Genomic DNA, 24,149 nt, shown 5'->3' on the forward strand with positions numbered 1-24,149 from the left:
TCCGCCCTGCCCTCACTCCCGCAGTGATCAAGGCGCGGGGGCCGGACGACTCACCGGCAACACAACGGTAAAGGTGGAGCCGCAGCCCGGCACGCTGTCGACCTCGATGCGTCCGGCATGGCGCTCGACGATTCCGTAGCACAAGGACAGACCGAGGCCGGTCCCCTTGCCCACCGGCTTGGTCGTGAAAAAGGGATCGAAGATCCGGGCCCGGATCTCGGGGGCGATACCGGCGCCGGTATCGCTGATGGCAACCCGCACCGTGTCGCCATCGACATAGGTCCGGATGGTGATCGTGCCGTGGGTCGCGATGGCCTGGGCTGCATTGACCAGCAGATTCATGAACACCTGGTTGAGCTGGGACGGCAGGCACTCCACCAACGGCAGCTCGCCGTAATCACGCACCACATCGGCCTTGTACTTGATCTCGTTGCGGACCACGTTGAGTGTGCTGTCGATACAGCCATGGAGGTTGGTCCACTCACGAACACTCTCCCCGGCCCGCGAGAAATCGCGCAGATCCTGCACGATCACGCGTACCCGCTCGGTGCCCTCCAGCGACTCCTCGATCAGCGGTGCCATGTCCTCGCGCAGGAAATCGATATCCGCAGCACGTCTAGCCTGCTGCAGGCGGGCCGCCATCTCCGGATCCAGGCGCACGTCACAGGACTCATAGACCGCCAGCACGTCCAGCAGCTTGGCTGCGTAATCCTTGAGGGTGCCGAGATTGGAATTGACGAAGCAGATCGGATTGTTGATCTCATGGGCCACACCCGCCGCCAGCTGGCCGATGGAGGCCAGCTTTTCCGACTGCAACAGCTGGCCGTGGGCATCCTCGAGCTGACGGATCAGCACCTTCTGCTCCTCCTTCTCACCCTCCAGCGCCGCCTGGGTCAGCTTGTGCTCCTCGATCTCCCGCTCCATCCGAGCCTTGGCCTGCTGCAGCTCCCGGTTCATCGCCTCGTTCTTGCGCAAGGCGATCTCGAGTTCCTGCGTCCGCCGGCGGACCTGCTGCTCGAGCAGCAAGGTGTTCTGGAACATGCCGAAGCTGGAGGACTGGGAATTCATCGACTGCTCGGCACGCTTGATCAATGCCGCCACCACCTTGTTGAGGCGGACGACTTCCGCCTTCAGGGCATCTTCCCCCTGCATCTCGATGCGTTCAGTCATGGCCCAGCTCCCGATATTCGCCGATCGCCAGCCCGGTCAGGGTCTGATTCACATGCACGCCCCAGAACTGCTCGCCATACGTGCAAAAGCCGACACTGTTCGCCTGCCGGTAAATCTCATCCACCGCGGATTTGAGCCCGCGCTGCCCCATTTCCAGGTTGCGCAGCACGCAGTCGAAACCCAGGGTCAGCTGTGGCTCTCCCAGCGCATCGCGAATACCCTGAAAGGTCTCCTGCACATTGGCCAGCAGATCGGTGGCCTGCGCCACACGAAAGACCAACCCCTCCTCGATCGCGCAGTAGAAGGTCAGGCTGCCGTCCGGATTGACGCTGCGGATCGAGCGTACATAGTCCGAACCATTGATGACCACCACCACCGGCACGGCCGCAAAGGCATCGGGACGCAGGTCCTCGACACTGACTCCGGAGATCCGCGCATACTCGCTGGCCGCTGGCAGGCCGTTGATCTCCTTGACGATCCGCTGCCCCGCATCGGCGGCCGTGACCACCAGGCGCTCATCCAGACATTCGAAATGCTGGGTCTTGAACACACGGACCGGGCAATCGGTATGGGCCACCACCAACGCCGCAGCGTCCTCGTGAAAGGCACCATCGAAATAAACCTGCGTCTTCGCAAAGCGCAGATCATCGCCGGCCGAACCGCCCACCAGCGGCAAATTGCCGAGGCCATCCTGAAAAGCCCGAGCAACCAGCTCCTCGCGCACCGACAGCCCATCCACCAGCATCAGCGCAAAGCCGTTGCGGCGGCGGCCGTCATAAACCTCCGGCGCATCGTACAAGGCATAGGCAAAGCGTCGCCCAGCATCCAGGTCGAAATTAGCAAGACCGCTCAGCAAACCTGCCTGCACGGAGAAGTGTGCCCGCGCAAAGCTCGTGCCGGAAAGACTCCAGTCCCGGTATCCAACCGGACCGATCTCTCCCGCAGTCGTACAGCCCACCACGGTGACGCCCGGAAAACAGGCACACATCTCCGACGCCAGCACATCCAGATCGTAATGGCTCGAACAGAAGAAGATCACGACCGACATGTCCGGCTGCACGACACCGGCGTGAAACTCACGCACGGCTGCAGCGGCATCAACGGCACAGGACTGGGCAGAACGACAGGCGTGAACGACGTCCATGAGGGCTCTCTCTCGACGGTGGGGGGTCTTGCACTCCCCGTCGCGGCACTCTGCCGAAAACAGCGGGTCTTGGGAAGGGCGTATTACGCGCACTCCACTGCAGTCGCGCTCCCCCACACTGGGCGATAATCGACCCATCCCGCAGCCAACCCCGCCCCATGATCGCCCGCAAGTACCTCTACCTCATCGCCCTCGCCCGGGAACGGCACTTCGGCCGCGCCGCCGAAGCCTGCCACGTCTCGACGTCCACGCTGTCGGCCGCCATCCGTGACATGGAGCACGAGCTGGGCGTCACCATCGTCGAGCGGGGACAGCAATTCTCCGGGCTGACGCCGGAAGGCGAACGGGTGCTCGAATGTGCACGCCAGATGGCCGCCCGGGCCGAGGGGCTGCGCCAGGAGCTCGCCCAGTTGCAGGACGGCCTGTCGGGCAAGCTCCGGCTGGGTGTCATACCTACCGCCCTCACTGCCGTCGCCGCGCTCACTGCACCCTTTGCACGCCACCATCCGCACGTGGATATCGAAGTACTGTCCATGAGCACCCAGCAGATCCTCGCCGGGCTGCGCAGCTTCGAGCTGCATGGGGGAATCACCTATCTGGAAGCGGCGACCAGTGACCTGTCGGCCACGCCGCTATGGTGCGAGAACCACGTGCTGATCACTCCCGCTGGCGGTCCCTTCGAGCGTCGCGAATGGGTGACCTGGCAGGAAGCCGCCGAATTGCCCCTGTGCCTGCTGCCCCCCAACATGCACAACCGGCAGACCATCGACGGCGTCTTCGCGACCATCGGCCACAAGCCTCAGCCGACGCTGGAGACGGACTCCATCGTCAGCATCCTGGCCCACGTGGGCGCCGGCCACTGGTCGAGCATCGTGCCGCGTGCCGTACTCGACCTGATCGGCATCCCCAACGGCATCCGCGCCTACGATCTGCGCGAACCCGTCGTGGAATGGGCCACCGGCCTCATCCTGCTCAACCGCCAGCCGCGCTCCCCGATGGCCGAGGCATTGCTCGCCGAAGCACTACAACTGGAAGGCTAGACGCTCAGGGCAGATGGCGGCCTCTACCAGGCAGGAGGACGCGACCCCTTTCGCACGCAGCCCGGCCTGAAGATCTGCCGCAGACCGGGTTGTGCCTATCGAACAGACTGACAAGATCGCGACTCTGGTCTTGAGCCGGACGATCAGACGTGGAAGCGGGCGATGCGCTCGCGCATGTTTACCGCCATGGCCTCCAGGCTTTGCGCGGCATGGGCAACGTCACGGATCGCTGAGGTGTTCTCGAAGGCCTGCCGGGAGATGTCTTCGATATGGCCCGAGATCGAGGCGCTGGCGGCGTGCTGCTCCTCGGCGGCACGGGCGATGTCGGCGACGATCTGGCTGACTTCGCCGACGCTGCCGTTGATGCTGCGGACAGAGTCGCCGGCCTTTTCCGCCAGCGTCACTCCGTTCAGCGCCATGCTCGAGACCAGACCGATTTCCTTCACCGCCTGTTCGGTACGCGATTGGATCGAGCCGATCATGCTGGTGATCTGGCCGGTTGACTGAGCGGTTCTTTCAGCCAACTTGCGCACTTCGTCGGCGACGACGGCAAAGCCACGGCCGGACTCGCCCGCCCGGGCCGCTTCAATGGCGGCATTGAGCGCCAGCAGGTTGGTCTGATCGGCGATCTCGCGGATGACGGCGACAATGTCCGAAATACGGAGGGACTCCTCGCCGAGTTGGTCGACTGCCTGGGCCGTGCCGGAGATAGATTGGGCAATGCGGCTCATTTCGCCGGAGGCCTGGGCAACGACACTGCGCCCTTCCAGCGTCAATTGCTGCGAGGAGCCGGCAATCCCGGTCAATTGCTGCAGGCTGTTGGTGGTGCTGGCGATGCTCTGACTAACCTCTTCGATGGTGCTGGCCGTCGAGGCCGCGGCATCGCTTTGCCGCGTGCTGCTTTGCTCGATGCGCTGGATGCTGTTGGTCAATTGCTCTGAGGCGGCAAGAACCTGTTGTGAACTGGAGGAAATATCGCGGATGATCTCGCCAAATTTCTGCTGAAGCGCATTGAAGGCTCGGGCGATGGCACCAATCTCGGCACCGCTGCCTACGTCGATCGCCCGGCTCAGATCGCCGCTGGCGGCAGCCTGGTGCATACCGTCGCTCAACTGGGTCAAAGGCTTGGCGATGCTCATTGCGATAAACCAGGAAAGGGTCACCAGCAGCAGGATCCCGCAGGCGATACCGATGCCGATCACCCCGGCAGCCCGGAGGAACTGGGTATCGACGTCGTCGATGTAGATGCCGGAAGTTACAACCAAGCCCCACGGCGCATACAAGCGGGCCGTTGCCAGTTTGGGCAGCGGGGTCTTGTCAGCCCCACGCGGCCACAGGTATTCGACAAATTCGCCCTGGCCGCGCTTGGCGGCCTCGACCAGTTCATAGACGATACGCTTGCCAGTACTGTCCTTCAGCTGGCTCTGATCCTTCCCATTCAGTTCCGGCTTGAAGGGATGTCGGACCATTCGGTACGTCGTGTCGTACTGGCTGAAGTAATTGCCTCCCCCGTAGCGTAGCGCGGCAATTTCGACCTGAGCCCGCTCCTTCGCTTCGTCCTGGGTAAGTTTGCCGCTCTCCGCCTCTTTGCCGTAGTGCTCAGCGATGCTGTAAGCGAGGTCAACGATTTCTCGCGTTTCGATGCGCTTGTCTTCGAGGATCGAGCCGCGCAGGATTGTCAGCCCATAGCCAGCGGTTGCAAGCATCAACAACAACGCTCCGACGACGAGCAAGGCCAGTCGGTAGCGGATTTTCAGGCTCGAAAGCATGCTTTTGAGGTAATGATTTATGGATTTTTACTCTGGCAGAATTTTCTTATTTCATCAATGAGTTAGCTCTCAAAGGCGCTAACAATTCACGACAAGCAATCAAAAAAAAACCCGCATCGGTAACGATGCGGGTTTTCAAGGACCTAACGAGGCCTATCTGCTGAACATCAAACCTCGACGGTATCGGCGACTTCAACGAAGGCCGGGATCTGGTCGAAGTTCATGTAGCGGTAGACATCGGCCGCCTTGGCGTTAACCGCCTGGACCTTTTCCTGGTATTCGGCGACGGTCGGCAGGCGGCCCAGCAGGGCAGCGATGGCCGACAGTTCGGCGGAAGCCAGGTAAACGCGGGTGTCGATACCCAGACGGTTCGGGAAGTTACGGGTCGAGGTGGACACGGCGGTGGAGCCCTTGCGGATCTGTGCCTGGTTACCCATGCACAGGGAGCAACCCGGCATTTCCATGCGGGCGCCGGCCTTGCCGAGGACGCTGTAGTAGCCTTCTTCGGTCAGGATCAGGGCGTCCATCTTGGTCGGCGGAGCGATCCACAGGCGAGTCGGGATGTCGGACTTGCCATCCAGCACCTTGCCCGCAGCGCGGAAGTGGCCGATGTTGGTCATGCAGGAACCGATGAACACTTCGTCGATCTTGTCGCCGGCGACTTCGGACAGCACCTTGACGTCGTCCGGATCGTTCGGGCAGGCCAGGATCGGCTCGGTCACGTCGGCCAGATCGATCTCGATCACCGCGGCGTACTGGGCGGCGGCATCGGCCTGCAGCAGCGTGCCGTTGGCGATCCACTCTTCCATGGACTTGATGCGGCGCTTCAGGGTGCGGGCATCTTCGTAGCCTTCCGCGATCATCCACTTCATCAGGGTGATGTTGGAACGCATGTACTCGACGATCGGCTCCTTGTTCAGGGCCACGGCGCAGGCAGCGGCAGAGCGCTCGGCAGCAGCATCGGACAGCTCGAAGGCCTGTTCGACCTTCAGATCCGGCAGACCTTCGATTTCGAGGATGCGGCCGGAGAAGATGTTCTTCTTGCCCTTCTTCTCGACGGTCAGCAGGCCGGCCTTGATGGCGTACAGCGGGATCGCATTGACCAGGTCGCGCAGGGTGATGCCGCGGGCGGTGGCGTCAGCCATCGTGCCCTTGAAGCGGACCAGCACCGATTCCGGCATGTCCAGCGGCATCACACCGGTGGCAGCGGCAAAGGCGACCAGGCCGGAACCGGCCGGGAAGGAGATGCCGATCGGGAAGCGGGTGTGGGAGTCGCCACCGGTGCCGACGGTATCCGGCAGCAGCAGGCGGTTCAGCCAGGAGTGGATCACGCCGTCGCCCGGACGCAGCGCAACGCCGCCACGGGTGGAGATGAAGGTCGGCAGCTCGCGGTGCATCTTGACGTCCACCAGCTTCGGGTAGGCCGCGGTGTGGCAGAAGGACTGCATGACCAGATCGGCGGAGAAGCCGAGGCAGGCCAGATCCTTCAGTTCGTCGCGGGTCATCGGGCCGGTGGTGTCCTGGGAGCCGACGGTGGTCATCTTGGGCTCGCAGTAGGTGCCCGGCAGGATGCCCTTGCCTTCAGGCAGGCCACAGGCACGGCCGACCATCTTCTGGGCCAGGGAATAACCGGTACCCGGATCATTCGGCTGCTGCGGCAGACGGAACAGGGTAGACGGGGCCAGGCCCAGGGCTTCACGCGCCTTGGCGGTCAGGCCACGGCCGATGATCAGCGGGATACGGCCGCCAGCGCGGACTTCGTCGAGGATGACGAGGGTCTTGAGCTGGGATTCGGCGATGGTGGCACCGTTCTTGAGCGCGGTGACCTTGCCGGTGGCGCCGTCGACCTTCAGTTCGATCTCGTCGCCCATGTCCATCTGGCCGGCGTCGATTTCGATCGGCAGCGCGCCGGCATCTTCCATCGTGTTGAAGAAGATCGGGGCGATCTTGGAGCCCAGGCAGACGCCGCCGAAACGCTTGTTCGGAACGTAGGGGATGTCTTCGCCGGTGAACCACAGCACGGAGTTGGTGGCGGACTTGCGGGAAGAACCGGTGCCAACCACGTCACCGACGTAGGCGATCAGGTTGCCCTTGGCGGCTAGGCCTTCGAGCTGCTTCAGCGGGCCGCGGTTGCCCGGCTCGTCGGCTTCGATGCCCGGACGGGGGTTCTTCAGCATGGCCAGCGCGTGCAGCGGGATGTCCGGACGGGACCAGGCATCGGGAGCGGGCGACAGGTCGTCGGTGTTGGTTTCGCCGGTGACCTTGAAGACGGTCAGCTTCTGGCTGGCCGGAACTTCAGGGCGGGAGGTGAACCACTCGGCGTCGGCCCAGGACTGGATCACGGCCTTGGCGTTGGCGTTGCCGCCCTTGGCCAGTTCGGCAACGTCGTGGAAGAAGTCGAAGACCAGCAGGGTCTTCTTGAGGCCTTCGGCGGCCACGGTGCCGACTTCGGCATCGCCCAGCAGGTCGATCAGCGGCTTGACGTTGTAACCGCCAAGCATGGTGCCCAGCAGTTCGGTGGCCTTGGCGCGGGACACGAGGCCGACGGACAGCTCGCCCTTGGCAACCTTGGCCAGGAACTCGGCCTTCACCTTGGCGGCGTCGTCCACGCCGGCGGGGACACGGTAGGTCAGCAATTCCACCAGGAAAGCTTCTTCGCCGGCCGGCGGGTTCTGCAGCAGCTCGACCAGAGCTTGGGTTTGCTGCTTCGACAGGGGCAGCGGCGGGATACCGAGGGCTGCGCGCTCGGCAACATGCTGGCGGTAGGCTTCAAGCATGGATACATCCTTCCTAGACGGTGGTTACGTGACTGTGGTGCTGACGCGTGCGACCGGCCGGTACAGGCCCGGAGCGCCTCTCCCTAATGGACTGGCACCATTGTTATAAATGACCAGGGCCAAGTCTTATATATATTATATTTTATTTCTCTGAGGATTGTGCGGTTGCACCAATCCAATTTTGCAGGCCGGTTACACTTTCCGCATCGAATGCACTTACCGACTGAAACAAGCGGCCAACGCGTCCTCGACGGCCTTGAAGGTGATTGGTTTGATCAGCAGTTCGTCGAAGCCGGCATCCAGCAGGCGCTGCTTTTCGTCGGGCAAGGCATGGGCAGTATAGGCAATCACGGGAAGCCCGCTGAGGCGGGGGTCTGCCCGCAGCACCGCCAGCACTTCCTCCCCGGACATGCCAGGCATGCTGATGTCGAGCAGCACGACGTCGAAACTTCCCGAGTTGAGGCGCTCGAGCGCCATGGGACCATCCGCCGCCTCCTGGGTCTGCAAACCCAGCCGTGTCAGGAAGGCAACCGCAAGGCGCCGGTTGATGGCGTTGTCGTCGACAACGAGGACTTTCTTTTGCTCAGGAGACTGCTCGCTCATGGATGAATCAGGAGCCGGGCTCCTGTACAGGAAGATGAAGGATGAAGGTCGAGCCCTCGCCGAGCTTCGACGCCACGGACAGGCTGCCTCCCAGAAGCTGGGCCAGCTCCCGCGCCAACGCAAGGCCGAGGCCCGATCCACCGTGATCGCGGGTCACGAAATGATCCAGTTGCCGGAACCTTTCGAAGATGAGCTCCAGCGCTTCGGGTGGGATACCGCGACCGGTATCGAAGACCGCAAAGGCCAGCCGGCTACCGTCCCGACTGACCCGCAGGCCGATTTTGCCATTTTCGGTGAATTTCACCGCATTGTTCAACAGGTTGTTCAGCACCTGACGCACCCGCAGCACGTCGATATGGACCGTTTCCGGCAAATCGGGGGCCAGATCCAGTTCCATCTCCAGCCCCTTTGCCCGCGCATGAGCCCGGTGTGCAGCCACCAGTTCGCCGGCCAGACGGGCCACGTCCACGTCCGACGGCTTGAGCTCGATTCCACCGGCCTCGATCTTGGCCAGGTCCAGAATGTCATTGACGATATTGAGCAGATGTTCGCCGGAACTGTGGATGGTGGCCGCGAACTCCCGCTGGTCAGGTTCCGTCAGATCCAGGCTCAGTAGTTCAGAATAGCCGAGTATCCCATTCAGTGGCGTGCGCAGTTCGTGGGACATGCTGGCCAGGAATTCCGACTTCAGTCGGTAGGCCTCTTCCGCCTTGCTGCGCGCCTCCTCCGAGCGCTGGAAGGATTCCTGCACGGTGTCGGCCATGCGGTTGAAGGAGCGGGCCAGTTGCCCCATTTCGTCATCCGAACGCACGTCCAGCCGGTGAGACATCTCCCCTTTCTCGAAACGGCCGAGCCCCTGGACCATGTCGGTGATGCGCCGGGTGATGAACTGGGCCATCCAGATCGCCACGACGATCACCACACCTCCCATCATCAGCGTAGACAAGCCCAGGGCCGTCGCCGTTTCGGCCAGATTGCGCCCGATGGATTCGAGCAGGCCCTGACGGCGGGTCTGGAAGTCCCGGTCCCGCTCGGCGATGGTGGCGCCGATGCGCTTCGCCGACTCGGTCGCCGCGCGGTGGAAATCATCCACGTTGGCGCCGATGGTCACAAACCCGAAGCCCTGCGGCGTCCGGCCATACTGGCCGGTGTAATAGGGAATGGCCGCCGCGGTGGTGAGTTTCCACAAGCCCGAAAAGAAGATCTCGAAAGAGCCCGAACCACCCTTCTCCGTCAGCTGGTTCCAACCCGCGCACTGGGGCGAGAAGTTCAGGTAACGGCAATCCAGCGCTACCGTGCCGGCCTTGATCTGCGCTGCGGCCGGCTTCTTCTTCAGGGACTGTCCATCGAAAGGCTTCACTCCGGCGAGGAATTCCTGCGCTGACTGGCCGGACGCCTGCCAGGCTTCATACAGGGATTGGTCCAGCCACGGCACCACCGGCTTGCCGGTGGCGGGATTGTAGCCGGGGATGAAATAGTCCCGCGGATGGGAGATCGCCCGGCTGTTGTGATCCCACATGAAGGCGTAGTTGCCGACGATGGCATCGCTGATCTGCGTGTAACGCCGCTCCGTCGGGCTGATGCGGTCGGTGAACTGGCGGATGTGGTCGTGATCCAGCGCCAGCGTCACGTAACCCGTTACCTTGCCGCCCTGCACCACCGGCATGGCCCACCGCACGATGGCGCGAAAGTGCCTGCCGACCGGGTTCTCGGTGCCCGCGTAGGCGGACTCCTCAGGCCTGAAGTCGACACCGGCCTTGCGGGCGCTCTCCGGCAGGTAGGCACCGATCACCCGGCTGCCAACGTAAGCACCGATGACATCCGAAACGTAGATCTCGCCGGGCTTCAGGCGCTTGAGCTCCGGCCAGTAACGCTCGGCCCTGAGGAAAGTGCCTTCCGGACGGCTCACGTCCCGCAGGCCGGGCTGGGTCAAGGTTCCCGTCGTGACTTTGACGCGCTCCCGCCCCTGCAGATCGACAAAGCTCATCTCCACGAACAGCGGACGCTGCTCGGGAATACCGAGGAATTCGGGCGCCCGCGCACTGAAGGCCTTCGCATTGTCGCCCAGCGCCTGGCGCGGATCGGCGGCCAGCTTCGTGTCGGGAGTTTCGGGCTCGACGGGTTCCCAGCGCTTCTTGTCGGCGGACAGCTGCCAGCGGCCGTGCCCATAGAGCGTACGGCTGCGGTGAGCCAGGAAACGCCGATAGGCCTCCGCATCGGGCGTCAACTCGGCGGCCTGGCGCAGATCGGAATCCCGGTCATAGAGAAACGCCGCCACCGCCCGCGCGGTGTCGGTGGTCAGCCGCTCCATGCCTTCCCGGGCCCGATCGTCGAGGGCGCGGATGGCATCGCCAGTCGCGGCGTCTCCCACCTGCTTGACGGTTGCCAGCATCACTTCCGCCATGGACTCCGCCTGGCCACTGACGCTCTGGCCCAGCCTCTGCGCCATGCTCCACGCCAGCAAGGCCAACAACACCAATGGAACCACCTTGATGACCACGAAAATCGCGATCAACTTGGCGCGGATCCCCTTCATCCATGCCCCGAACGCCATACCTCTCCCCATTGCCGGCGTGTCGCTCCAGGACCGCCGGCCCCCCGTCATCGATCGGATGTTTCTTGTTCCTCGGGACTTATCGGCCCGGCACCGGAAATCTCAAACAGGAACGCAGCTTGCCATACGCCTTGCCGCAGATGCGGAATCCCGCCGAGAATACCGGGCCCTGCCCATGAAGCTTGCACGCCCATGTCCTCCTGCCCCTGCGGCTCCCAAACCTCCTATACCGCGTGCTGTGGCCCTTACATCGATGGCGGTGCAGTTGCACCCACTGCCGAAGCCCTGATGCGCTCCCGCTACACCGCCTTCACGCTCGGCAACGAAGCCTACCTGCGCGCCACCTGGCATCCGGACTTCCTGCCCACCGACCTGCGCCTCGCCGACGAGCCTCCCACCAAATGGCTGGGGCTGGAGGTTAAGCGCCACCAGCAGCAGGATGCGGAGCACGCCATCGTCGAATTCGTGGCGCGCTACAAGATCGGAGGGCGAGCCCACCGCCTGCACGAAACCAGCCGTTTCGTGCACATCGACGGATGTTGGCTTTATACGAACGGCGACATCCATCCGCGCTGAAATCAGCAGGATGGAGCCCCCTTTTCCTGTGCCTTACGGCCTCAGATTCACATCGAGTCAACGTCCAGAACGCTGACGCCATGAGGCAAGACGCTTCACCGGATCAGCCCTCAAGATTCGGCAGGCACAAAAGACAAGAGGGCGATTCACTCGCCCCCTTTGTCAGACCGGAAACCCTGGCCTTTACACGGCTGCTACAACGTCAGCGGCAATCAGCTCGATGGTTTCACCGGCAAAGTCCACACGCTGGCCTGGCCTCAGCTTGGCCCGCTTGCGGTTCTCGATATCCCCGTCCACGAATACGTCGCCGTCCGCCACGCGCTGCTTGGCCTCGCCGCCGGAACCGCACAGGCCCACGGCCTTCAGGAGTTGGTCGAGCTGAATGAATTCGCCTTCAACGGAGAAACGAATGGTCATGGTGACACCCCTTGCGTGTGTTAAGGAAATGTTGCTGTCGGCAGGGATTGTGTCAGAGCCCGATCGCGCCGCCAAGCGGCTTGAACGGACTCGAACTCACTCACCGAGAGGCGCCATTCCATGCCGCCGCCGGGCCCGCGCACAGCCTTCCTCTCCGATGTTCAGCGCCGCGTAGGGCGAGAAATCCCGGCACGGGCCGGGGCGCTTTTCGTAGATCGTGCACTTCACTTCGCGCCCTACCTCGCCGGCTAGCGCAATGCAGCGCGGCTCCGCTGCATCGGTGCCGCGCATCCGCACCAGCGTCGCGGTGAGCGGCACCGTCAGCGCCACCGGCACGCAGCCGCCGGGCGTGGTTTCCAGATCGGCGATATGGAAATCCACCCGGAAGCTGGCGCAGCAGGCGCCACAGCTCAGGCAGGGGTCAGCCACGGCTCAGTCGGCCCCACAACACTTCTTGTACTTCTTGCCGCTGCCGCAGGGGCAAGGCTCGTTACGGCCCGGGCCGCTCTTGGTAGCCCCCGCCGCAGCGCTGACAGCCACCGGCTCCGGAGCCGGCAGGCCCAGCGCACGCCAGTTCTGGTACAGATGCTGGACGGCGAAGCCCTTCTCTTCCAGCTCGGCCAGCTGCGCCTCCGTGTCGGGTTGAACCGCCACTTCCTCTTCGGGCCCGAGGATGGTCTCCAGCAGTGCCTCGGCGATGGACGTGTCGCCCACCTTGTCCGGCCACTCGGACGGCCACATCTCGAAGCCCTGCTCGAAGCCGTTACTCCACTCCTCACCGATGGCAGGATCGTCGTCGCCACCCTGGGCGTAGCAGAACGGCTGCCAGCCTTCGGCCTCGCCTTCCTCATCGCCCTCTTCGTCGCCGATCATCTCGATCAGGTCGTTGTAGTAGCGCAGCACCAGCTCGATGGCCTTCTGCAGGGACGCGCCGGAGCCGAAGCCCACCTCGCCCTCTTCGGCGGTCCACACGGCGGGGAGCCACTCCTCCACCGGAATCGGCAGCGGCGAGGCGACGATGGCGGCGAGGTAGCCGTCCAGCATCTCCATGTTCATGCAGTCGGCCGGCACTTCGTCCGACACCAGCAGTTCTTCGAGCTGCTCGAGTTCTTCTTCGGTCAGCGGAATGGATTGAGCGGTGGTCATTGCGGGGTTTCCTCCACGGTCGGTTGGCGATCGAGCTCCACCACACACCGGTAAAGGGTCTGGCCGGAATCCCGGTATTTGCGTTCGAATGGGGTCAGCGGCGACGGCGCCTCGAAGGACTCCCACGGCAGCTGGCGGCCGATCAGCAGCCCCAGCGCAATGGCGAATTCTTCCACATAAATGTTCCAGTTACTGCGGCACTCCAGCCGGCCGCCGAGGCGCGGCACGAAGGGGAAGACCGGGTGCGCATGCCAGCGCCGCGCCAGGTGGCCGATCTTCGGCCACGGGTTCGGATAGAGGATGTAATGGCGCGCCAGGCGGATACCGGCGTCGGCCATCAGACGCCAGTAGTCCACCAGGTCAGCGCGCACGAAGATCATGTTCTTCGGCAGCAGCGCATCCGGGTAGGGTTTCTTGCGGCTCAGGCGGTCTTCCGACTGGTCCACTCCGATCACCCAGTGGTCGGGAAAGGCCCGCGCCAGCTGGATGGTACTGTGGCCCACGCCGCAGCCGGAATCGAGGATCAGCGGTGCCTTACCGTCCCAGCCGGCCAGGCTGGCCTCGAAGGCCGCCTTGTTGTGGTCGAGGACGGGTTTGCGGAACTCGCAGCTGGCGTGCTTGGCCACCCGCTCGACGAGATGTTCATGGACGCCCTGCTGGGCGCTCTCCGGAATCTTTGAATTGGCGTACATCGGTTTGGGTCAGGCAGCGGCCTGCAGCAGCGGCACGCCATGGCGGCGCAGGACGTGGTCGATGGCCCGGCATTCGGGCTGGGCGCGCAGGTCCTGATAAAGAAGTTCGGCGGCCGGGAAATTGCGCCGCAGCATGTTGATCCATTGTTTCAGGCGGCCCGGCGCGTGGCGCGGCTCGACCTTCAGCTGCACGCGCTCCCAGAAGTCGCCGATGAGGTGCAGCAGCTCGCCCCACTCCGCGTCCCGGTCGGCCGGCACTTCGGCACCGGCGGCGATGCGCCGCGCCAGGAAGGGATCGGACACCGCGCCGCGGCCGAGCATCACGTCGTCCGCGCCGCTCACCGAACGGCAACGCCGCCAGTCGTCCTCGCTCCACACCTCGCCGTTGGCCACCACCGGCAGCTTGACCACATCGCGGATGCGGGCTATCCATTCCCAGTGGGCCGGCGGACGGTAGCCGTCGCGCTTGGTGCGGGCATGCACCACCAGGCCTTCGGCGCCGCCGGCTTCCAGCGCCCGCGCGCAGTCCAGCGCGAGAGAGGTGTCCTCCACGCCGAGTCGCATCTTGGCGGTGAAGGGAATGTGCCGCGGTACCGCGCGGCGCACCGCACCGGCGATGCGGTACAGGCATTCGGGATCGGCCAGCAGCATGGCGCCGCCGCCGTGGGAATTGACGGTCTTGGCCGGACAGCCGAAGTTGAGGTCGACGCCCGGCGGCGACAGCTCGCACAGACGGGCGGCATTCTCGGCCAGCGCGGCCGGATCGCTGCCGAGCAGCTGGACCACCACCGGCGTGCCGCCGGACGTGCGCCCACCGTTGTCGATTTCGGGGCTGATGCGGCGGTAGGTGCGATGGGGCAGCAGGCTGCCGGAGACGCGGACGAACTCCGTCACCGCGCCGTCGTAGCCGCCCACCTGGGTCAGCACGTCGCGCAGCAGGTAATCGGCCAGCCCCTCCATGGGCGCAAGCAACAGTATTCCCATCTAATCCACACACACCGCTCACGGTCGAAGGGCGCGATTCTACGGCGAATCGGCGAGCCGATCCCAGGTTTTTCAAGCCCTTGCCGGAGAAAAGGCAGCCGCCCGGTCAGTGTCCTGCGCCCTGCTCCGCCGCCGCTGCGCTGAGCTGCCCCTGTGCAAGATTCAGCTGCCGCGCCGCGTGCAGGTTGTGCAGCGTGATCTTGCGCACCTCGGCCTTGCTGGCCTCGATGTGGGAGCGCAGCAGAATGCTCGCCTGCGCCGCCTTGCGCTGGATCAGCAAGCGCAACAACTGGGCATGCTCGTCGTAGGTCGCCTGGATGCGCGCCGGGTTGGTGAAGTCCAGGCGGCGCACGATGCGGATCTTCTCGGTGACGTCCTGGTGCACGGCGGCCATTTCCCGGTTGCCGGTGGCCAGCACCAGGCCCTGGTGGAAGGCTTCGTCCAGCGCGGCGACGCGGTTGCCGTCGGTCAGGCGCTCCGCCGGGTCCACCAGCCACACCTCGGTCAACGCCGCCAGGTCCGCGGTCTGCGGCGCTTCGCAGATGCGGCTCACCGCCGCCTCCTCGAGCACGACACGCAAGTCGTAGAGCTGGTCCAGGCGTTCGAAGTCGATGCTGCGCACGGACCAGCCGCTGCGGAAATACACCTGCAGGAAGCCTTCCCGCTCCAGGCGGTACAGCGCACCACGCACCGGCGTGCGCGATACCCCGTAGCGCTCGGCCACCTCGGTCTCGGTGAAGCGGTCCCCCGGCAGCAGCTGGAAGGAGAAGATCTCGTCCTTCAGTTGCTGGTAGATCCGGTTGGCGAGGGCATTTTCTTTGGGTCGGCTGGAGTTGCCCATGGGCTCAGGTCTGCATGCTCACGTGGGCCGAGACGACCCGCCAGCCTTCCGGGAAGCGCACCCAGGTCTGGCTCTGGCGGCCGACCGGATCGCCGTCGCGCAGGAATTCCACGTCGGCGGTGGCGAAGTTCTCGTCGAAGGTGGTGATCACTAGGTTACGCAGTTGTCGCGGCATGTTGGCGGGGGGAACGAAGTGCTCCCGATACTTGCGGATAGCGGCAGCGCCGTAGTGGATCTCGGCGATGCCGAAGCGCACCGTGAGCGGATTGTCCCAGAAAAGCGCGTTGAGCACCGCCACGTCGTTGGCGATCAGCGCGGCCTCGTAGCGCTCGAACACGGCGCCCAGTTCGGCCAGCACATGGGGAAGATTGATGGCGGGTGCGCTCATGGATTCGCTTTCGAGGGTTCGAGGGCGGCCATCAGCGCGGCCAGCGGGGCGCTCCAGCCGACGATGCCGCCCTGGGCGACGATCATGTCGATGGCGGCGGCCTTGAAGGCCGGAAAGTAGCTCGCGGTGGCGTCCTCGACCAGCAGGCATTCGTAGCCCCGGTCGTTGGCCTCGCGCATCGTCGTCTGCACGCAGACCTCGGTGGTCACGCCGGCGAACAGCAGATGGGTGATCCCTTTCAGCCGCAGGATCTCGCCCAAGGCGGTGGCGTAGAAGGCCCCCTTCCCCGGCTTGTCGATGACGATCTCGCCAGGCAGCGGCGCCACCGCCGGAAGGATGTCGTTGCCCGGCTCGCCGGCCACCAGGATGCGCCCCATCGGCCCCGTGTCGCCAATGCGCAGCGCTGCGTCGCCCCGCCCCTGCTTGGCCGGCGGACAATCGGAAAGGTCGGGCCGGTGCGCTTCGCGGGTGTGGATCACGGCGATGCCGTGGCGGCGGCAGGTGTCGAGCAACGCGGCCACCGTCGGAACGATCGCGGTCAGCCGCGACACGTCGTTGCCCAGGCTTTCGCCGAAGCCGCCCGGCTCGATGAAGTCGCGCTGCATGTCGATGACGATCAGCGCCGTGCTGGCCGGCGCGAAGGTGAAGCCGTAAGGCTGTGCGTCGACGCGGATCATGGCGCTCATCTCCTCAGTGCCCCGCCCCATGCCCGGCACCGCCCGCCATGTGGCGGCCGACCTCCGCCACATCCACGTAACCGGCCAGCGCCTGATGGGCGATGCGCCCTTCCGACATCACCAGGATGCGGTCGGACAGCTCCAGCAGCTCGTCCAGGTCTTCGCTGACCAGCAGGATTGCCGCGCCGTCGTTGCGGGCCTGGTCGAGCCGGCGGTGGATCGCCTCCGTCGCAGCGAAGTCCAGCCCGAACACCGGGTTGGCGACGATCAACAGGCGTACCGCGCCGGACAGCTCGCGGGCCAGCACGGCCCGCTGGACGTTGCCGCCGGACAGGTTCTCGATGGCCGCCGACGGATCCGGCGGACGCACGCCGAAGGCCTCAATCCATTCCCTCGCCCGGCGTGTCAGCGCGCCGCGGCGCAGGAAGCGCAGACTGAACCAGCTGCCGGAGAACGGCGCGATGTCGAAATCCCGCAGCCCCATGTTCTCCGCCACGCTCATGTTGGGTACACAGGCATTGCGCAGGGGCTCCTCGGGCAGGCTGAAGACACCGTGGCGGCGCAGCTCGGCCCGCGTCGCGCCGTAGCTCTCACCATCCACGTGCACCGCCCCGCCGCGCGCGCTGCGCTGGCCGAGCAGCACCTCGACCAGCTCCTTCTGCCCGTTGCCGGCCACCCCGGCAATGCCGACGATCTCACCGGCGCGCACCACCAAGTCCAGCTCGCGCACCGCCGGCATGCCCCGGTCGTTGTCGGCGCACAGGCCATCCACCGCCAGGCGGATGTCCCCAGCCGTTCGCCAGGCATCGGCAGCCCGCCGCCGCGGCGCGGTGGCCACCGACACCGCACTGCCGACCATCATCTCGGCCATGTCCTGGGTCGTCAGCTCCCCAACCTTGCCGCTCCCCGCCAGCTTGCCGCGCCGCAGCACCGTGACGCTGTCGCCGTAGGCGCTCACCTCGCGGAACTTGTGGGTGATCATCATCACCGTCAGGCGGCCGTCCCGCGTCATGCCGTGCAGCAGGCCGAGCACCTCGTCGGCCTCGGCTGGGGTCAGCACCGAGGTCGGCTCGTCGAGGATCAGCAGGCGCTGGCCCAGGTAAAGCTGCTTGAGGATCTCCAGCTTCTGCTTCTCGCCGGCAGCCAGGTCGGCCACCCGCGCGTTCAGGTCGAGGCGGAACGGCGTACTGTCCAGAAAGGCCGCCAGCGCCGCCTTCTCCCGCCGCCAGTCGATGCGCAGCGGCAGGTCGCCGCGGGCCAGCAGCAGGTTCTCGGCCACCGTCATGCCCGGCGCCAGCGTGAAGTGCTGGTAGACCATGCCGATGCGCAGGCGCTGGGCGTCCCGCGGGCTGCGGATGGCCTGCTCACGACCATCCACCAGAAAGCTGCCTTCCTCCGGCGGGTGGTAGCCGACCAAGCATTTCACCAGCGTGCTCTTGCCGGCGCCGTTCTCGCCGAGCAGGCAGTGGAAGCTGCCGGACTCCACCTTGAGGGACACCTCGTCGAGGGCCGTCAGCGCGCCGAAGCGCTTGGTGACCCGGTAAGCCTCGACGGCCGCGCCGCGGTTCTGCACGTCGGCCGCCAGCAGGGTGTGGGTGAGCGCGTCCATGGCCCTACTCCAGCGCCGCCAGCAAGGTGCTGGAATCCGACACCGCGCCGAATACCCCGCCCTGCATCTTGATCATCTTGAGCGCCGCCAGGTGGTTGCCATGGTCGGTGGCGCCGCAGCAGTCCTCCAGCAGCAGGCACTCGAAGCCCATGTCGTTGGCGTCGCGCATGGTGGTGTGCACGCACACGTCGGTGGTGATGCCGGTCAGGATGATGTTGCGGATGCCGCAAGTGCGCAGGACCAGCTCCAGATCGGTGGCGTAGAACGAGCCCTTGCCCGGCTTGTCGATGACCACCTCGCCGGGTAGCGGCGCCAGTTCGGGGATGATCTCCCAGCCCGGCTCGCCGCGTACCAGGATGCGCCCGCAAGGCCCGGCATCGCCGATGCCGGCACCGATGCGCTGGGAGCGCCAGCGTTTGTTGGGCGGCAGGTCGGCCAGGTCAGGACGGTGCCCCTCGCGGGTGTGGATGATGAAGAAGCCCAGGCTGCGCAGGCGCGCCAGCACCGCCTTGATCGGCCCGATCGGCGCGCGGGTCAGGGACAGGTCGTAGCCCATCTTGTCCACGTAGCCGCCGACGCCGCAGAAGTCGGTCTGCATGTCGATGATGATCAGCGCGGTGTTGGCCGGCGTCAGGTCGCCGTTCCAGGGCCAGGGATAGGGATCGGCTTCGAGGTGGAAAGCGGTCATGCTTGAAGCTCCTGCCAGGGTTGTCGTGGATTCAGCGCTGGGTGAAGGACAGCTCGCCGGGCGCGCCGGCCAGGGTCTGCCCCGGCGTCCAGCTGGCCGCCATCAGGGCCAGGGTCAGCACATAGGGCGCCGCGTTGAAGAGGTAGTAGCCGGCCGTGATGCCCTGCGACTGCAAGGCCGGGCCGAGCGCGCCGGCCGCCCCGAACAGCAGCGCCGCCAGCGCGCAGCGCAAGGGGCTCCAGCGAGCGAAGATGACCAGCGCCACCGCCATCAGCCCCTGCCCGCTGGACAGACCTTCGTTCCAGCTGCCCGGGTAATAGAGGGACAGAAAGGCACCGCCGACGCCGGCCAGGAAGCCACCGGCCGCTGTCGCCCCAATACGGATCGGCACCACCGGGTAGCCCAGCGCCCGAGCCGCCGCCGCGTTGTCGCCGACCAGGCGCAGCGCCAGGCCCCAGCGGCTGGCCCGGAAGGCCCAGTGCAGCAGGCCCGCCAACGCCAGCCCGACGGGCAGCAGCACGTTGATGCGCAGCGCGGAGCGGATCTGTTCATTGTCGCTCCACGCCCCTAGTTCCACGGACGGCAGCATCGGTGCCTGGGGCTGGATCAGCGGCTTGCCGAGGAAGAAGGCCAGTCCGGTGCCGAACAGCATCAGCGCGATGCCGACGGCGATGTCGTTCACCTTGGGCAGTGAACACAGGCCTCCGTGCAGCAGCCCCATCAGCACCCCGCACAGCCCAGCGGCCAGCACGCCCAGCCATGGCGAGCCGGTGAGCAGCGAGACCCCATAGCCGCCCATCGCGCCCAGCACCAGCGTGCCCTCCAGGCCCAGGTTGATGCGGCCGGATTTTTCGGTGATGCACTCCCCGAGGCTGACGAACAGGAAGGGGGTGCTGACCCGCAGGGCACCGCCCAGCAGGGCCAGCGCAAGACTGCCGAAGGCCAGGCCGTCAGTGGTTTCAGACACGGCGGGCTCCTTTCCGGTTGAGGGTTTCGAAGGCCAGCAGGGCCACGAACAGCGCGCCCTGCAAGACCAGCACGGCAGCGTCGGGCAGATCCAGGCGCCGCTGCAGCAGGCTGCCTGACGCACCGATACCGCCCACCAGGATGGCGCCGGCGACGATGCCCAGCGGGTTGTGGCGGGCTGCGAAGGACACCAGGATGCCGGCGTAGCCGTAGCCCGCCAGCAGCGAGGCGTTGGCGCTGCCGTGCACCGCGGCCACCTCCAGCATCCCCGCCACCCCGGCCGCGCCGCCGCCGAGGAAACAGGCCGCGAGCAGCAGAGTGCCGACCGGCAGGCCGGCCATCAGCGCCGCCCGCGGATTGCCGCCGACAACCGCCACCGAAAAGCCGAACACCGTACGCCGCAGCAGGAACCACGCCGCCGCGCAGGCCAGCACGCCCCAAACGAGGCCCCAATGCACTTCCAGCCCCGGCAGCGGACCAATCAGCACCGCGTCGGGCAGCGGCGGCGTCGAAGGCTTGTTGAGGCTGGCCGGATCACGCAAGACGCCTTCGACCAGGAAATTGAACAGCGCGATGCCGATGTAGGAGAGCAGCAGGCTGGAGATGGTCTCGTTGATACCCCTCACGTGGCGCAGCCAGGCGGACGCGGCGATCCACGCCCCGCCGGCCACGAAGCCCGCCAGCGCCATCAGCAGCTGCACCGGCAGGGCCGGCCAGCCGGCGGTCAGGGACGGCACCATCGCCGCGGCCAGCGCGCCCAGCGCCAACGCCCCTTCCCCACCGATGATCACCAGCCCGGCGCGGGCCGGCAGGGCCACACAGAGCGCGGTGAGCATCAGCGGCGCGGCACGCGCCAGGGTGTTCTGCCACGCGAAGGCCGAGCCGAAAGCGCCCTCCACCACCAGCCCCAGCGCCTCCGGCGCCTCGAAGCCCTGGGCCGCCAGGAAGGCCGCGAACAGCAGCGCGGCAGCCAGCGCCGCGGCGGTAAAGGGCGCCAGCGGCGCGACAGCGCGCATGGCCCGGTTCATGGCGGCGTCCATGGCTCAGACCTGCCCGATCACGCCATCGACCAGATAGTTCATGCTCTCCAGCAAGGGATCCTGCTGGCCGAGCACCTTACCGGCGGCGATCACCGTCTTGCCGGTGTTGTCCAGCAACGGCCCCTTGAAGATCGGGAAATCGCCCTTCAGCATCGCCGCCTTGACCGCCTCGGACTTTTTCTTCGCCTCCGCCGACACCGCCGGCCCGAAGGGCGATGGCTTGACGAAGCCGTCCTTCAGCCCGCCGCGCAGGAAATTGACCATCGGCTTGCCGTCGAGGGTCGCCTTGACGATCTGCGTATACGGTGTCTGCCAGTCCCACTCCGCGCCGGTCAGGTAGCCCTTGGGTGCCAGCTTGGCCTGGCTGGCGTGGTAGCCGCAGCTGTACACGCCACGGCGCTCGGCGGTTTCGACGATGACCTTGGGGCTGTCCACGTGACAGGTCAGCACATCCACGCCTTGGTCGATGAGGCTGTTGGCGGCCTCGGCCTCCTTGACCGGCAGCGACCAGTCGCCGGTGAAGATCACCTTCACCGTCGCCTTTGGGTCTACCGAGCGCGCGCCGAGCAGGAAGGCGTTGATGTTGCGCAGCACCTGCGGAATCGGCTTGGCGGCGATGAAGCCGAGTTTCTTGCTCTTGCTCGCCGAGGCCGCGGCGATGCCGTCGAGGTACTGGCATTCGTCGATGTAGCCGAAGAAGCTGCCGACGTTCTTCGGATGCTTGCCCGCCGTCCACAGCCCGCCGCAGTGGGCGAAACGCACGTTCGGGTATTTCTCGGCCATCTTCAGCACGTGGGGGTCGAAGTAGCCGAAGGACGTCGCGAAGATCAAGCTGGCCTTGTCCTGGTTGATCATCGCCTCCATGGTCTTCTGCACGGCCACCGTCTCCGGCACCTTCTCTTCCTCTACTACCTTCACGCCCGGCATCTTCTTGAGCGCCGCCACCGCCTGGGCCTGGGCCTGGTTGTAGCCGAAGTCGTCCCGCGGGCCGACGTAGATCACACCGACCACCAGCTTGTCGGCCGCGCCGGCCAGGCCGATGCCGAAGGGCAAGGCGCTGACGGCGGCACCGCTGCCGAGAATGCGGAGGATGTCGCGACGGCCGGCGGAGAAACGGGTTTGAGCCATGGTTGTTCTCTCTTTCGTTGGGGGGTTCAGGACAAGGTCGGGTCGGAAGGCGGCGCCGCAGCGCGCAGATGCGCACGCCAGCCACCGGTGGCGGAAATATCCTGGGCGCCGGCCAGGGCGGCACCCTCGCAGATGAAGCCCTTCACCTGCCGACCGTCGGCGAGGATCAGCGTGCCGATGCCCAGCGGCGGCGGAACCTCGGCGACGAAGCTGCCGAACAGGCGCAGCGGCATCTCCCACACTTCCACCTCGATGGCGTACCCCCCGCCGCTCACCCGTTCGAGCCCGGGCTTGGGCGGCACGGTTCCGGGCAAGGCGTACAGGCGGTACAGCGGCGCGGTACGCATGGTCTCCACCAGACGGGCGGCCCGTTCAAGGAGCTGCCAGTTGAGCGGCAGACCACTCAGATGAGCGCCAACCACGGCCACCTGCACGGTGGCCTCCCGCAGCGGCAGGGCTGGCAGCGGCTGCTCCCGGCGCGGCGGCTCCCCTTCGGTCAGGCCCAGCCGCCGATGCAGGACGTGCTCCCAGCAACGCGCGGTTTCCGCCAGCAGATGATCGGCGCCGGACGGGCCGATCAGGGTCACGCCCGCCGGCAGGCCATCACTGCGGAACGGTCCTGGCATCGCCAGCGCCGACAGGCCGAGGAGATTGACGAAGTTGGTATAGCGCCCCAGCCAGGCGTTGCGCTCGATGGGCTGCTGGACGATCTCGCGCCGCGTGAAGTGGGCTGGCGCAGTCGGCACCAGCAGCACGTCCACCTGCTCGAAGACCTGGTGGCAGGCAGGCGCCAGCGCTTCCAGCCGATAGCGTCCGCGGAAGGCGTCGGCGGCGGAATGGGTGTCCGCACGGCCGATGATCGATGCGACAACCGGGTCGAGGCTGGCGTGCGGGGTATCGAGAAAGCTGCCCAGCGCGGCCCGTCGCTCGGCAACCCATGGTCCGTCATAGAGCAGCGCCGCCACTGCGTGGAAAGGCTCGAGGTCGACGTCTGTCAGCGTCACGCCGGGCAGACCGTGCACCGCGGCAAGGGCCGCCTCGAAAGCCTTGCAGGCCTGCGTATCGAGCTCACCCTGCAGCCCGGTCGGCACGCCCACGACGATGCCGCGGGGCTTGAGCCCGTGGGCGGGAACCGCCCCGTCCGCGGTGACCGCCAGCACCTGCCAGGCATCGGTGACGGTGTGGGCGAAGATCGACACGCAGTCCAGGCTACGGCAGGCCGGCACCACGCCGCCGGTGCCGATCAGGCCCGGCGTCGGCTTGAGCCCGACCAGGTTGCAGAAGCCCGCCGGCACCCGGCCCGACCCGGCCGTATCGGTGCCGAGCGCGAAGGCCACGTGCCCGAGCGCCGTCGCCGCCGCCGAACCGGAACTCGAACCGCCGGAGATGTAATCCGGGTGAAAGGGATTGCACACCGCGCCGTAGGGTGAGCGGGTGCCGACCAGGCCGGTGGCGAACTGGTCGAGGTTGGTCTTGCCCAGCGCGACGGCACCGGCCTCCTCCAGGCGCCGCACCGCGTCAGCCGAGCGCTCGGCCAGGTAGGCGAATTCGCGGCAGGCGGCGGTCGTCCTGAAGCCCGCCACGTCGATGTTGTCCTTCACCGCGAAGGGCACGCCGAGCAGCGGCCGGCGGGCCAGAGCGGCCACCGGGTCGGCCAGCAGGCTGGCATCCATTTCCGCCAGCCGCTCGCGCAGATCGGCGTGGGACGCCACGCTGATCCACACCGCCGGATCATCGGCGGCGGCGATCCGTGCCAGCAACGCACGCACCAGGTCGCCGGGAAGGAAACGCCCGCTCCGGTAGCCTTCGAGCAGGGAGGCGATCGTCAATACACGTGGCAGGCTGGCATTCACAGTTAGCACCCAAACTTGGATACAAGACAGAATCCAAGTTAGCAGCATGTATGCCAGTTAAATCATGCGCCGCCTTCCCATAAAAAT

The 24,149-nt window shown here is 65.9% G+C and carries 22 protein-coding genes; 2 read left to right on the forward strand and 20 right to left on the reverse strand.

What is annotated here, in order from left to right:
* Positions 1–27 precede the first annotated feature (27 nt).
* Both AC1PQG_RS13185 and AC1PQG_RS13190 read right to left on the reverse strand, forming a co-directional pair.
* Positions 28–1,170, reverse strand: a complete 1,143-nt coding sequence (locus tag AC1PQG_RS13185) for a histidine kinase (RefSeq protein ID WP_481118313.1) — start codon at positions 1,168–1,170, stop codon at positions 28–30.
* Positions 1,163–2,314, reverse strand: a complete 1,152-nt coding sequence (locus tag AC1PQG_RS13190; protein ID WP_481118314.1) for an FIST N-terminal domain-containing protein — start codon at positions 2,312–2,314, stop codon at positions 1,163–1,165. Before AC1PQG_RS13190 ends, AC1PQG_RS13185 begins: the two co-directional genes overlap by 8 nt.
* Before the next feature lie 158 nt (positions 2,315–2,472).
* Here AC1PQG_RS13190 and AC1PQG_RS13195 point away from each other — a divergent pair, with 158 nt between their 5' ends.
* Positions 2,473–3,354: a LysR family transcriptional regulator gene (locus AC1PQG_RS13195; RefSeq protein ID WP_481118315.1), complete on the forward strand. Its 882-nt coding sequence runs from the start codon at positions 2,473–2,475 to the stop codon at positions 3,352–3,354.
* Positions 3,355–3,497: 143 nt separating this feature from the next.
* Here AC1PQG_RS13195 and AC1PQG_RS13200 read toward each other — a convergent pair whose 3' ends face one another.
* The 4 genes from AC1PQG_RS13200 to AC1PQG_RS13215 all read right to left on the reverse strand — a co-directional run bounded on the left by AC1PQG_RS13200 (position 3,498) and on the right by AC1PQG_RS13215 (position 11,057).
* On the reverse strand, positions 3,498–5,060 hold the full coding sequence (locus tag AC1PQG_RS13200) for a methyl-accepting chemotaxis protein (RefSeq protein WP_481118316.1): 1,563 nt from the start codon (positions 5,058–5,060) through the stop codon (positions 3,498–3,500).
* A 230-nt stretch (positions 5,061–5,290) separates the two neighbouring features.
* Positions 5,291–7,900, reverse strand: a complete 2,610-nt coding sequence (locus AC1PQG_RS13205) for a bifunctional aconitate hydratase 2/2-methylisocitrate dehydratase (protein ID WP_481118317.1) — start codon at positions 7,898–7,900, stop codon at positions 5,291–5,293.
* A gap of 216 nt (positions 7,901–8,116) precedes the next feature.
* Positions 8,117–8,503, reverse strand: coding sequence for a response regulator (locus tag AC1PQG_RS13210; RefSeq protein ID WP_481118318.1), 387 nt, complete (start codon positions 8,501–8,503; stop codon positions 8,117–8,119).
* 7 nt (positions 8,504–8,510) lie between these two features.
* Positions 8,511–11,057: a HAMP domain-containing sensor histidine kinase gene (locus AC1PQG_RS13215; protein ID WP_481118319.1), complete on the reverse strand. Its 2,547-nt coding sequence runs from the start codon at positions 11,055–11,057 to the stop codon at positions 8,511–8,513.
* Between the two features lie 192 nt (positions 11,058–11,249).
* On the opposite strand from AC1PQG_RS13215, the gene AC1PQG_RS13220 reads away from it, so the two are divergent.
* The gene (locus AC1PQG_RS13220; protein WP_481118320.1) at positions 11,250–11,633 is read left to right on the forward strand and encodes a YchJ family protein; all 384 of its coding nucleotides are present in this window, start codon (positions 11,250–11,252) and stop codon (positions 11,631–11,633) included.
* 183 nt (positions 11,634–11,816) lie between these two features.
* Here AC1PQG_RS13220 and AC1PQG_RS13225 read toward each other — a convergent pair whose 3' ends face one another.
* The 14 genes from AC1PQG_RS13225 to atzF form a co-directional block, all read right to left on the reverse strand.
* Positions 11,817–12,050, reverse strand: coding sequence for an RNA-binding S4 domain-containing protein (locus tag AC1PQG_RS13225; RefSeq protein WP_079433874.1), 234 nt, complete (start codon positions 12,048–12,050; stop codon positions 11,817–11,819).
* Between the two features lie 96 nt (positions 12,051–12,146).
* Positions 12,147–12,479, reverse strand: a complete 333-nt coding sequence (locus AC1PQG_RS13230) for a YkgJ family cysteine cluster protein (protein WP_481118321.1) — start codon at positions 12,477–12,479, stop codon at positions 12,147–12,149.
* 3 nt (positions 12,480–12,482) lie between these two features.
* The gene (locus AC1PQG_RS13235; RefSeq protein WP_481118322.1) at positions 12,483–13,196 is read right to left on the reverse strand and encodes a UPF0149 family protein; all 714 of its coding nucleotides are present in this window, start codon (positions 13,194–13,196) and stop codon (positions 12,483–12,485) included.
* Positions 13,193–13,888 carry a tRNA (guanine(46)-N(7))-methyltransferase TrmB gene (gene trmB, locus AC1PQG_RS13240; RefSeq protein WP_079433877.1) on the reverse strand — a complete coding sequence of 232 codons (696 nt, stop codon included), beginning with the start codon at positions 13,886–13,888 and terminating at the stop codon, positions 13,193–13,195. Before trmB ends, AC1PQG_RS13235 begins: the two co-directional genes overlap by 4 nt.
* 9 nt (positions 13,889–13,897) lie before the next feature.
* Positions 13,898–14,872 carry a tRNA dihydrouridine synthase gene (locus AC1PQG_RS13245; RefSeq protein WP_481118324.1) on the reverse strand — a complete coding sequence of 325 codons (975 nt, stop codon included), beginning with the start codon at positions 14,870–14,872 and terminating at the stop codon, positions 13,898–13,900.
* A 106-nt stretch (positions 14,873–14,978) separates the two neighbouring features.
* A complete protein-coding gene (locus tag AC1PQG_RS13250) occupies positions 14,979–15,713 on the reverse strand; it encodes a GntR family transcriptional regulator (protein ID WP_481118326.1) in 735 nt (244 codons plus the stop codon).
* A 4-nt stretch (positions 15,714–15,717) separates the two neighbouring features.
* Positions 15,718–16,101, reverse strand: a complete 384-nt coding sequence (hpxZ, locus tag AC1PQG_RS13255; protein ID WP_481118327.1) for an oxalurate catabolism protein HpxZ — start codon at positions 16,099–16,101, stop codon at positions 15,718–15,720.
* Positions 16,098–16,778, reverse strand: coding sequence for a cysteine hydrolase family protein (locus AC1PQG_RS13260; protein ID WP_481118328.1), 681 nt, complete (start codon positions 16,776–16,778; stop codon positions 16,098–16,100). The genes hpxZ and AC1PQG_RS13260 overlap by 4 nt, the downstream gene beginning before the upstream one ends.
* 13 nt (positions 16,779–16,791) lie before the next feature.
* A complete protein-coding gene (locus AC1PQG_RS13265) occupies positions 16,792–18,387 on the reverse strand; it encodes an ABC transporter ATP-binding protein (protein WP_481118329.1) in 1,596 nt (531 codons plus the stop codon).
* A gap of 4 nt (positions 18,388–18,391) precedes the next feature.
* Positions 18,392–19,075: a biuret amidohydrolase gene (gene biuH, locus AC1PQG_RS13270; protein WP_481118330.1), complete on the reverse strand. Its 684-nt coding sequence runs from the start codon at positions 19,073–19,075 to the stop codon at positions 18,392–18,394.
* Positions 19,076–19,106: 31 nt separating this feature from the next.
* Positions 19,107–20,042, reverse strand: a complete 936-nt coding sequence (locus AC1PQG_RS13275; protein WP_481118331.1) for an ABC transporter permease — start codon at positions 20,040–20,042, stop codon at positions 19,107–19,109.
* The gene (locus AC1PQG_RS13280) at positions 20,035–21,081 is read right to left on the reverse strand and encodes an ABC transporter permease (protein WP_481118332.1); all 1,047 of its coding nucleotides are present in this window, start codon (positions 21,079–21,081) and stop codon (positions 20,035–20,037) included. Before AC1PQG_RS13280 ends, AC1PQG_RS13275 begins: the two co-directional genes overlap by 8 nt.
* A gap of 3 nt (positions 21,082–21,084) precedes the next feature.
* Complete coding sequence (locus AC1PQG_RS13285) at positions 21,085–22,209, reverse strand: BMP family ABC transporter substrate-binding protein (RefSeq protein WP_481118333.1); 1,125 nt, start codon at positions 22,207–22,209, stop codon at positions 21,085–21,087.
* Positions 22,210–22,235: 26 nt separating this feature from the next.
* A complete protein-coding gene (atzF, locus tag AC1PQG_RS13290) occupies positions 22,236–24,062 on the reverse strand; it encodes an allophanate hydrolase (RefSeq protein WP_481118334.1) in 1,827 nt (608 codons plus the stop codon).
* Positions 24,063–24,149 lie beyond the last annotated feature (87 nt).

Source organism: Zoogloea sp. GDB6 (assembly GCF_056724105.1).

What these genes read in the sequence shown, in the direction of transcription:
- AC1PQG_RS13280 (WP_481118332.1), bottom strand. Translation starts at nt 21,081, where the DNA reads ATGGACGCCGCCATGAACCGGGCCATGCGCGCTGTCGCGCCGCTGGCG.
- AC1PQG_RS13220 (WP_481118320.1), top strand. Translation starts at nt 11,250, where the DNA reads ATGTCCTCCTGCCCCTGCGGCTCCCAAACCTCCTATACCGCGTGCTGT.
- AC1PQG_RS13205 (WP_481118317.1), bottom strand. Translation starts at nt 7,900, where the DNA reads ATGCTTGAAGCCTACCGCCAGCATGTTGCCGAGCGCGCAGCCCTCGGT.
- AC1PQG_RS13260 (WP_481118328.1), bottom strand. Translation starts at nt 16,778, where the DNA reads ATGATCCGCGTCGACGCACAGCCTTACGGCTTCACCTTCGCGCCGGCC.
- AC1PQG_RS13195 (WP_481118315.1), top strand. Translation starts at nt 2,473, where the DNA reads ATGATCGCCCGCAAGTACCTCTACCTCATCGCCCTCGCCCGGGAACGG.
- biuH (WP_481118330.1), bottom strand. Translation starts at nt 19,075, where the DNA reads ATGACCGCTTTCCACCTCGAAGCCGATCCCTATCCCTGGCCCTGGAAC.
- AC1PQG_RS13265 (WP_481118329.1), bottom strand. Translation starts at nt 18,387, where the DNA reads ATGGACGCGCTCACCCACACCCTGCTGGCGGCCGACGTGCAGAACCGC.
- AC1PQG_RS13200 (WP_481118316.1), bottom strand. Translation starts at nt 5,060, where the DNA reads ATGCTTGCAACCGCTGGCTATGGGCTGACAATCCTGCGCGGCTCGATC.
- AC1PQG_RS13245 (WP_481118324.1), bottom strand. Translation starts at nt 14,872, where the DNA reads ATGGGAATACTGTTGCTTGCGCCCATGGAGGGGCTGGCCGATTACCTG.
- AC1PQG_RS13190 (WP_481118314.1), bottom strand. Translation starts at nt 2,314, where the DNA reads ATGGACGTCGTTCACGCCTGTCGTTCTGCCCAGTCCTGTGCCGTTGAT.
- AC1PQG_RS13285 (WP_481118333.1), bottom strand. Translation starts at nt 22,209, where the DNA reads ATGGCTCAAACCCGTTTCTCCGCCGGCCGTCGCGACATCCTCCGCATT.
- trmB (WP_079433877.1), bottom strand. Translation starts at nt 13,888, where the DNA reads ATGTACGCCAATTCAAAGATTCCGGAGAGCGCCCAGCAGGGCGTCCAT.
- AC1PQG_RS13235 (WP_481118322.1), bottom strand. Translation starts at nt 13,196, where the DNA reads ATGACCACCGCTCAATCCATTCCGCTGACCGAAGAAGAACTCGAGCAG.
- AC1PQG_RS13250 (WP_481118326.1), bottom strand. Translation starts at nt 15,713, where the DNA reads ATGGGCAACTCCAGCCGACCCAAAGAAAATGCCCTCGCCAACCGGATC.
- hpxZ (WP_481118327.1), bottom strand. Translation starts at nt 16,101, where the DNA reads ATGAGCGCACCCGCCATCAATCTTCCCCATGTGCTGGCCGAACTGGGC.
- AC1PQG_RS13215 (WP_481118319.1), bottom strand. Translation starts at nt 11,057, where the DNA reads ATGGCGTTCGGGGCATGGATGAAGGGGATCCGCGCCAAGTTGATCGCG.
- AC1PQG_RS13225 (WP_079433874.1), bottom strand. Translation starts at nt 12,050, where the DNA reads ATGACCATTCGTTTCTCCGTTGAAGGCGAATTCATTCAGCTCGACCAA.
- AC1PQG_RS13210 (WP_481118318.1), bottom strand. Translation starts at nt 8,503, where the DNA reads ATGAGCGAGCAGTCTCCTGAGCAAAAGAAAGTCCTCGTTGTCGACGAC.
- AC1PQG_RS13185 (WP_481118313.1), bottom strand. Translation starts at nt 1,170, where the DNA reads ATGACTGAACGCATCGAGATGCAGGGGGAAGATGCCCTGAAGGCGGAA.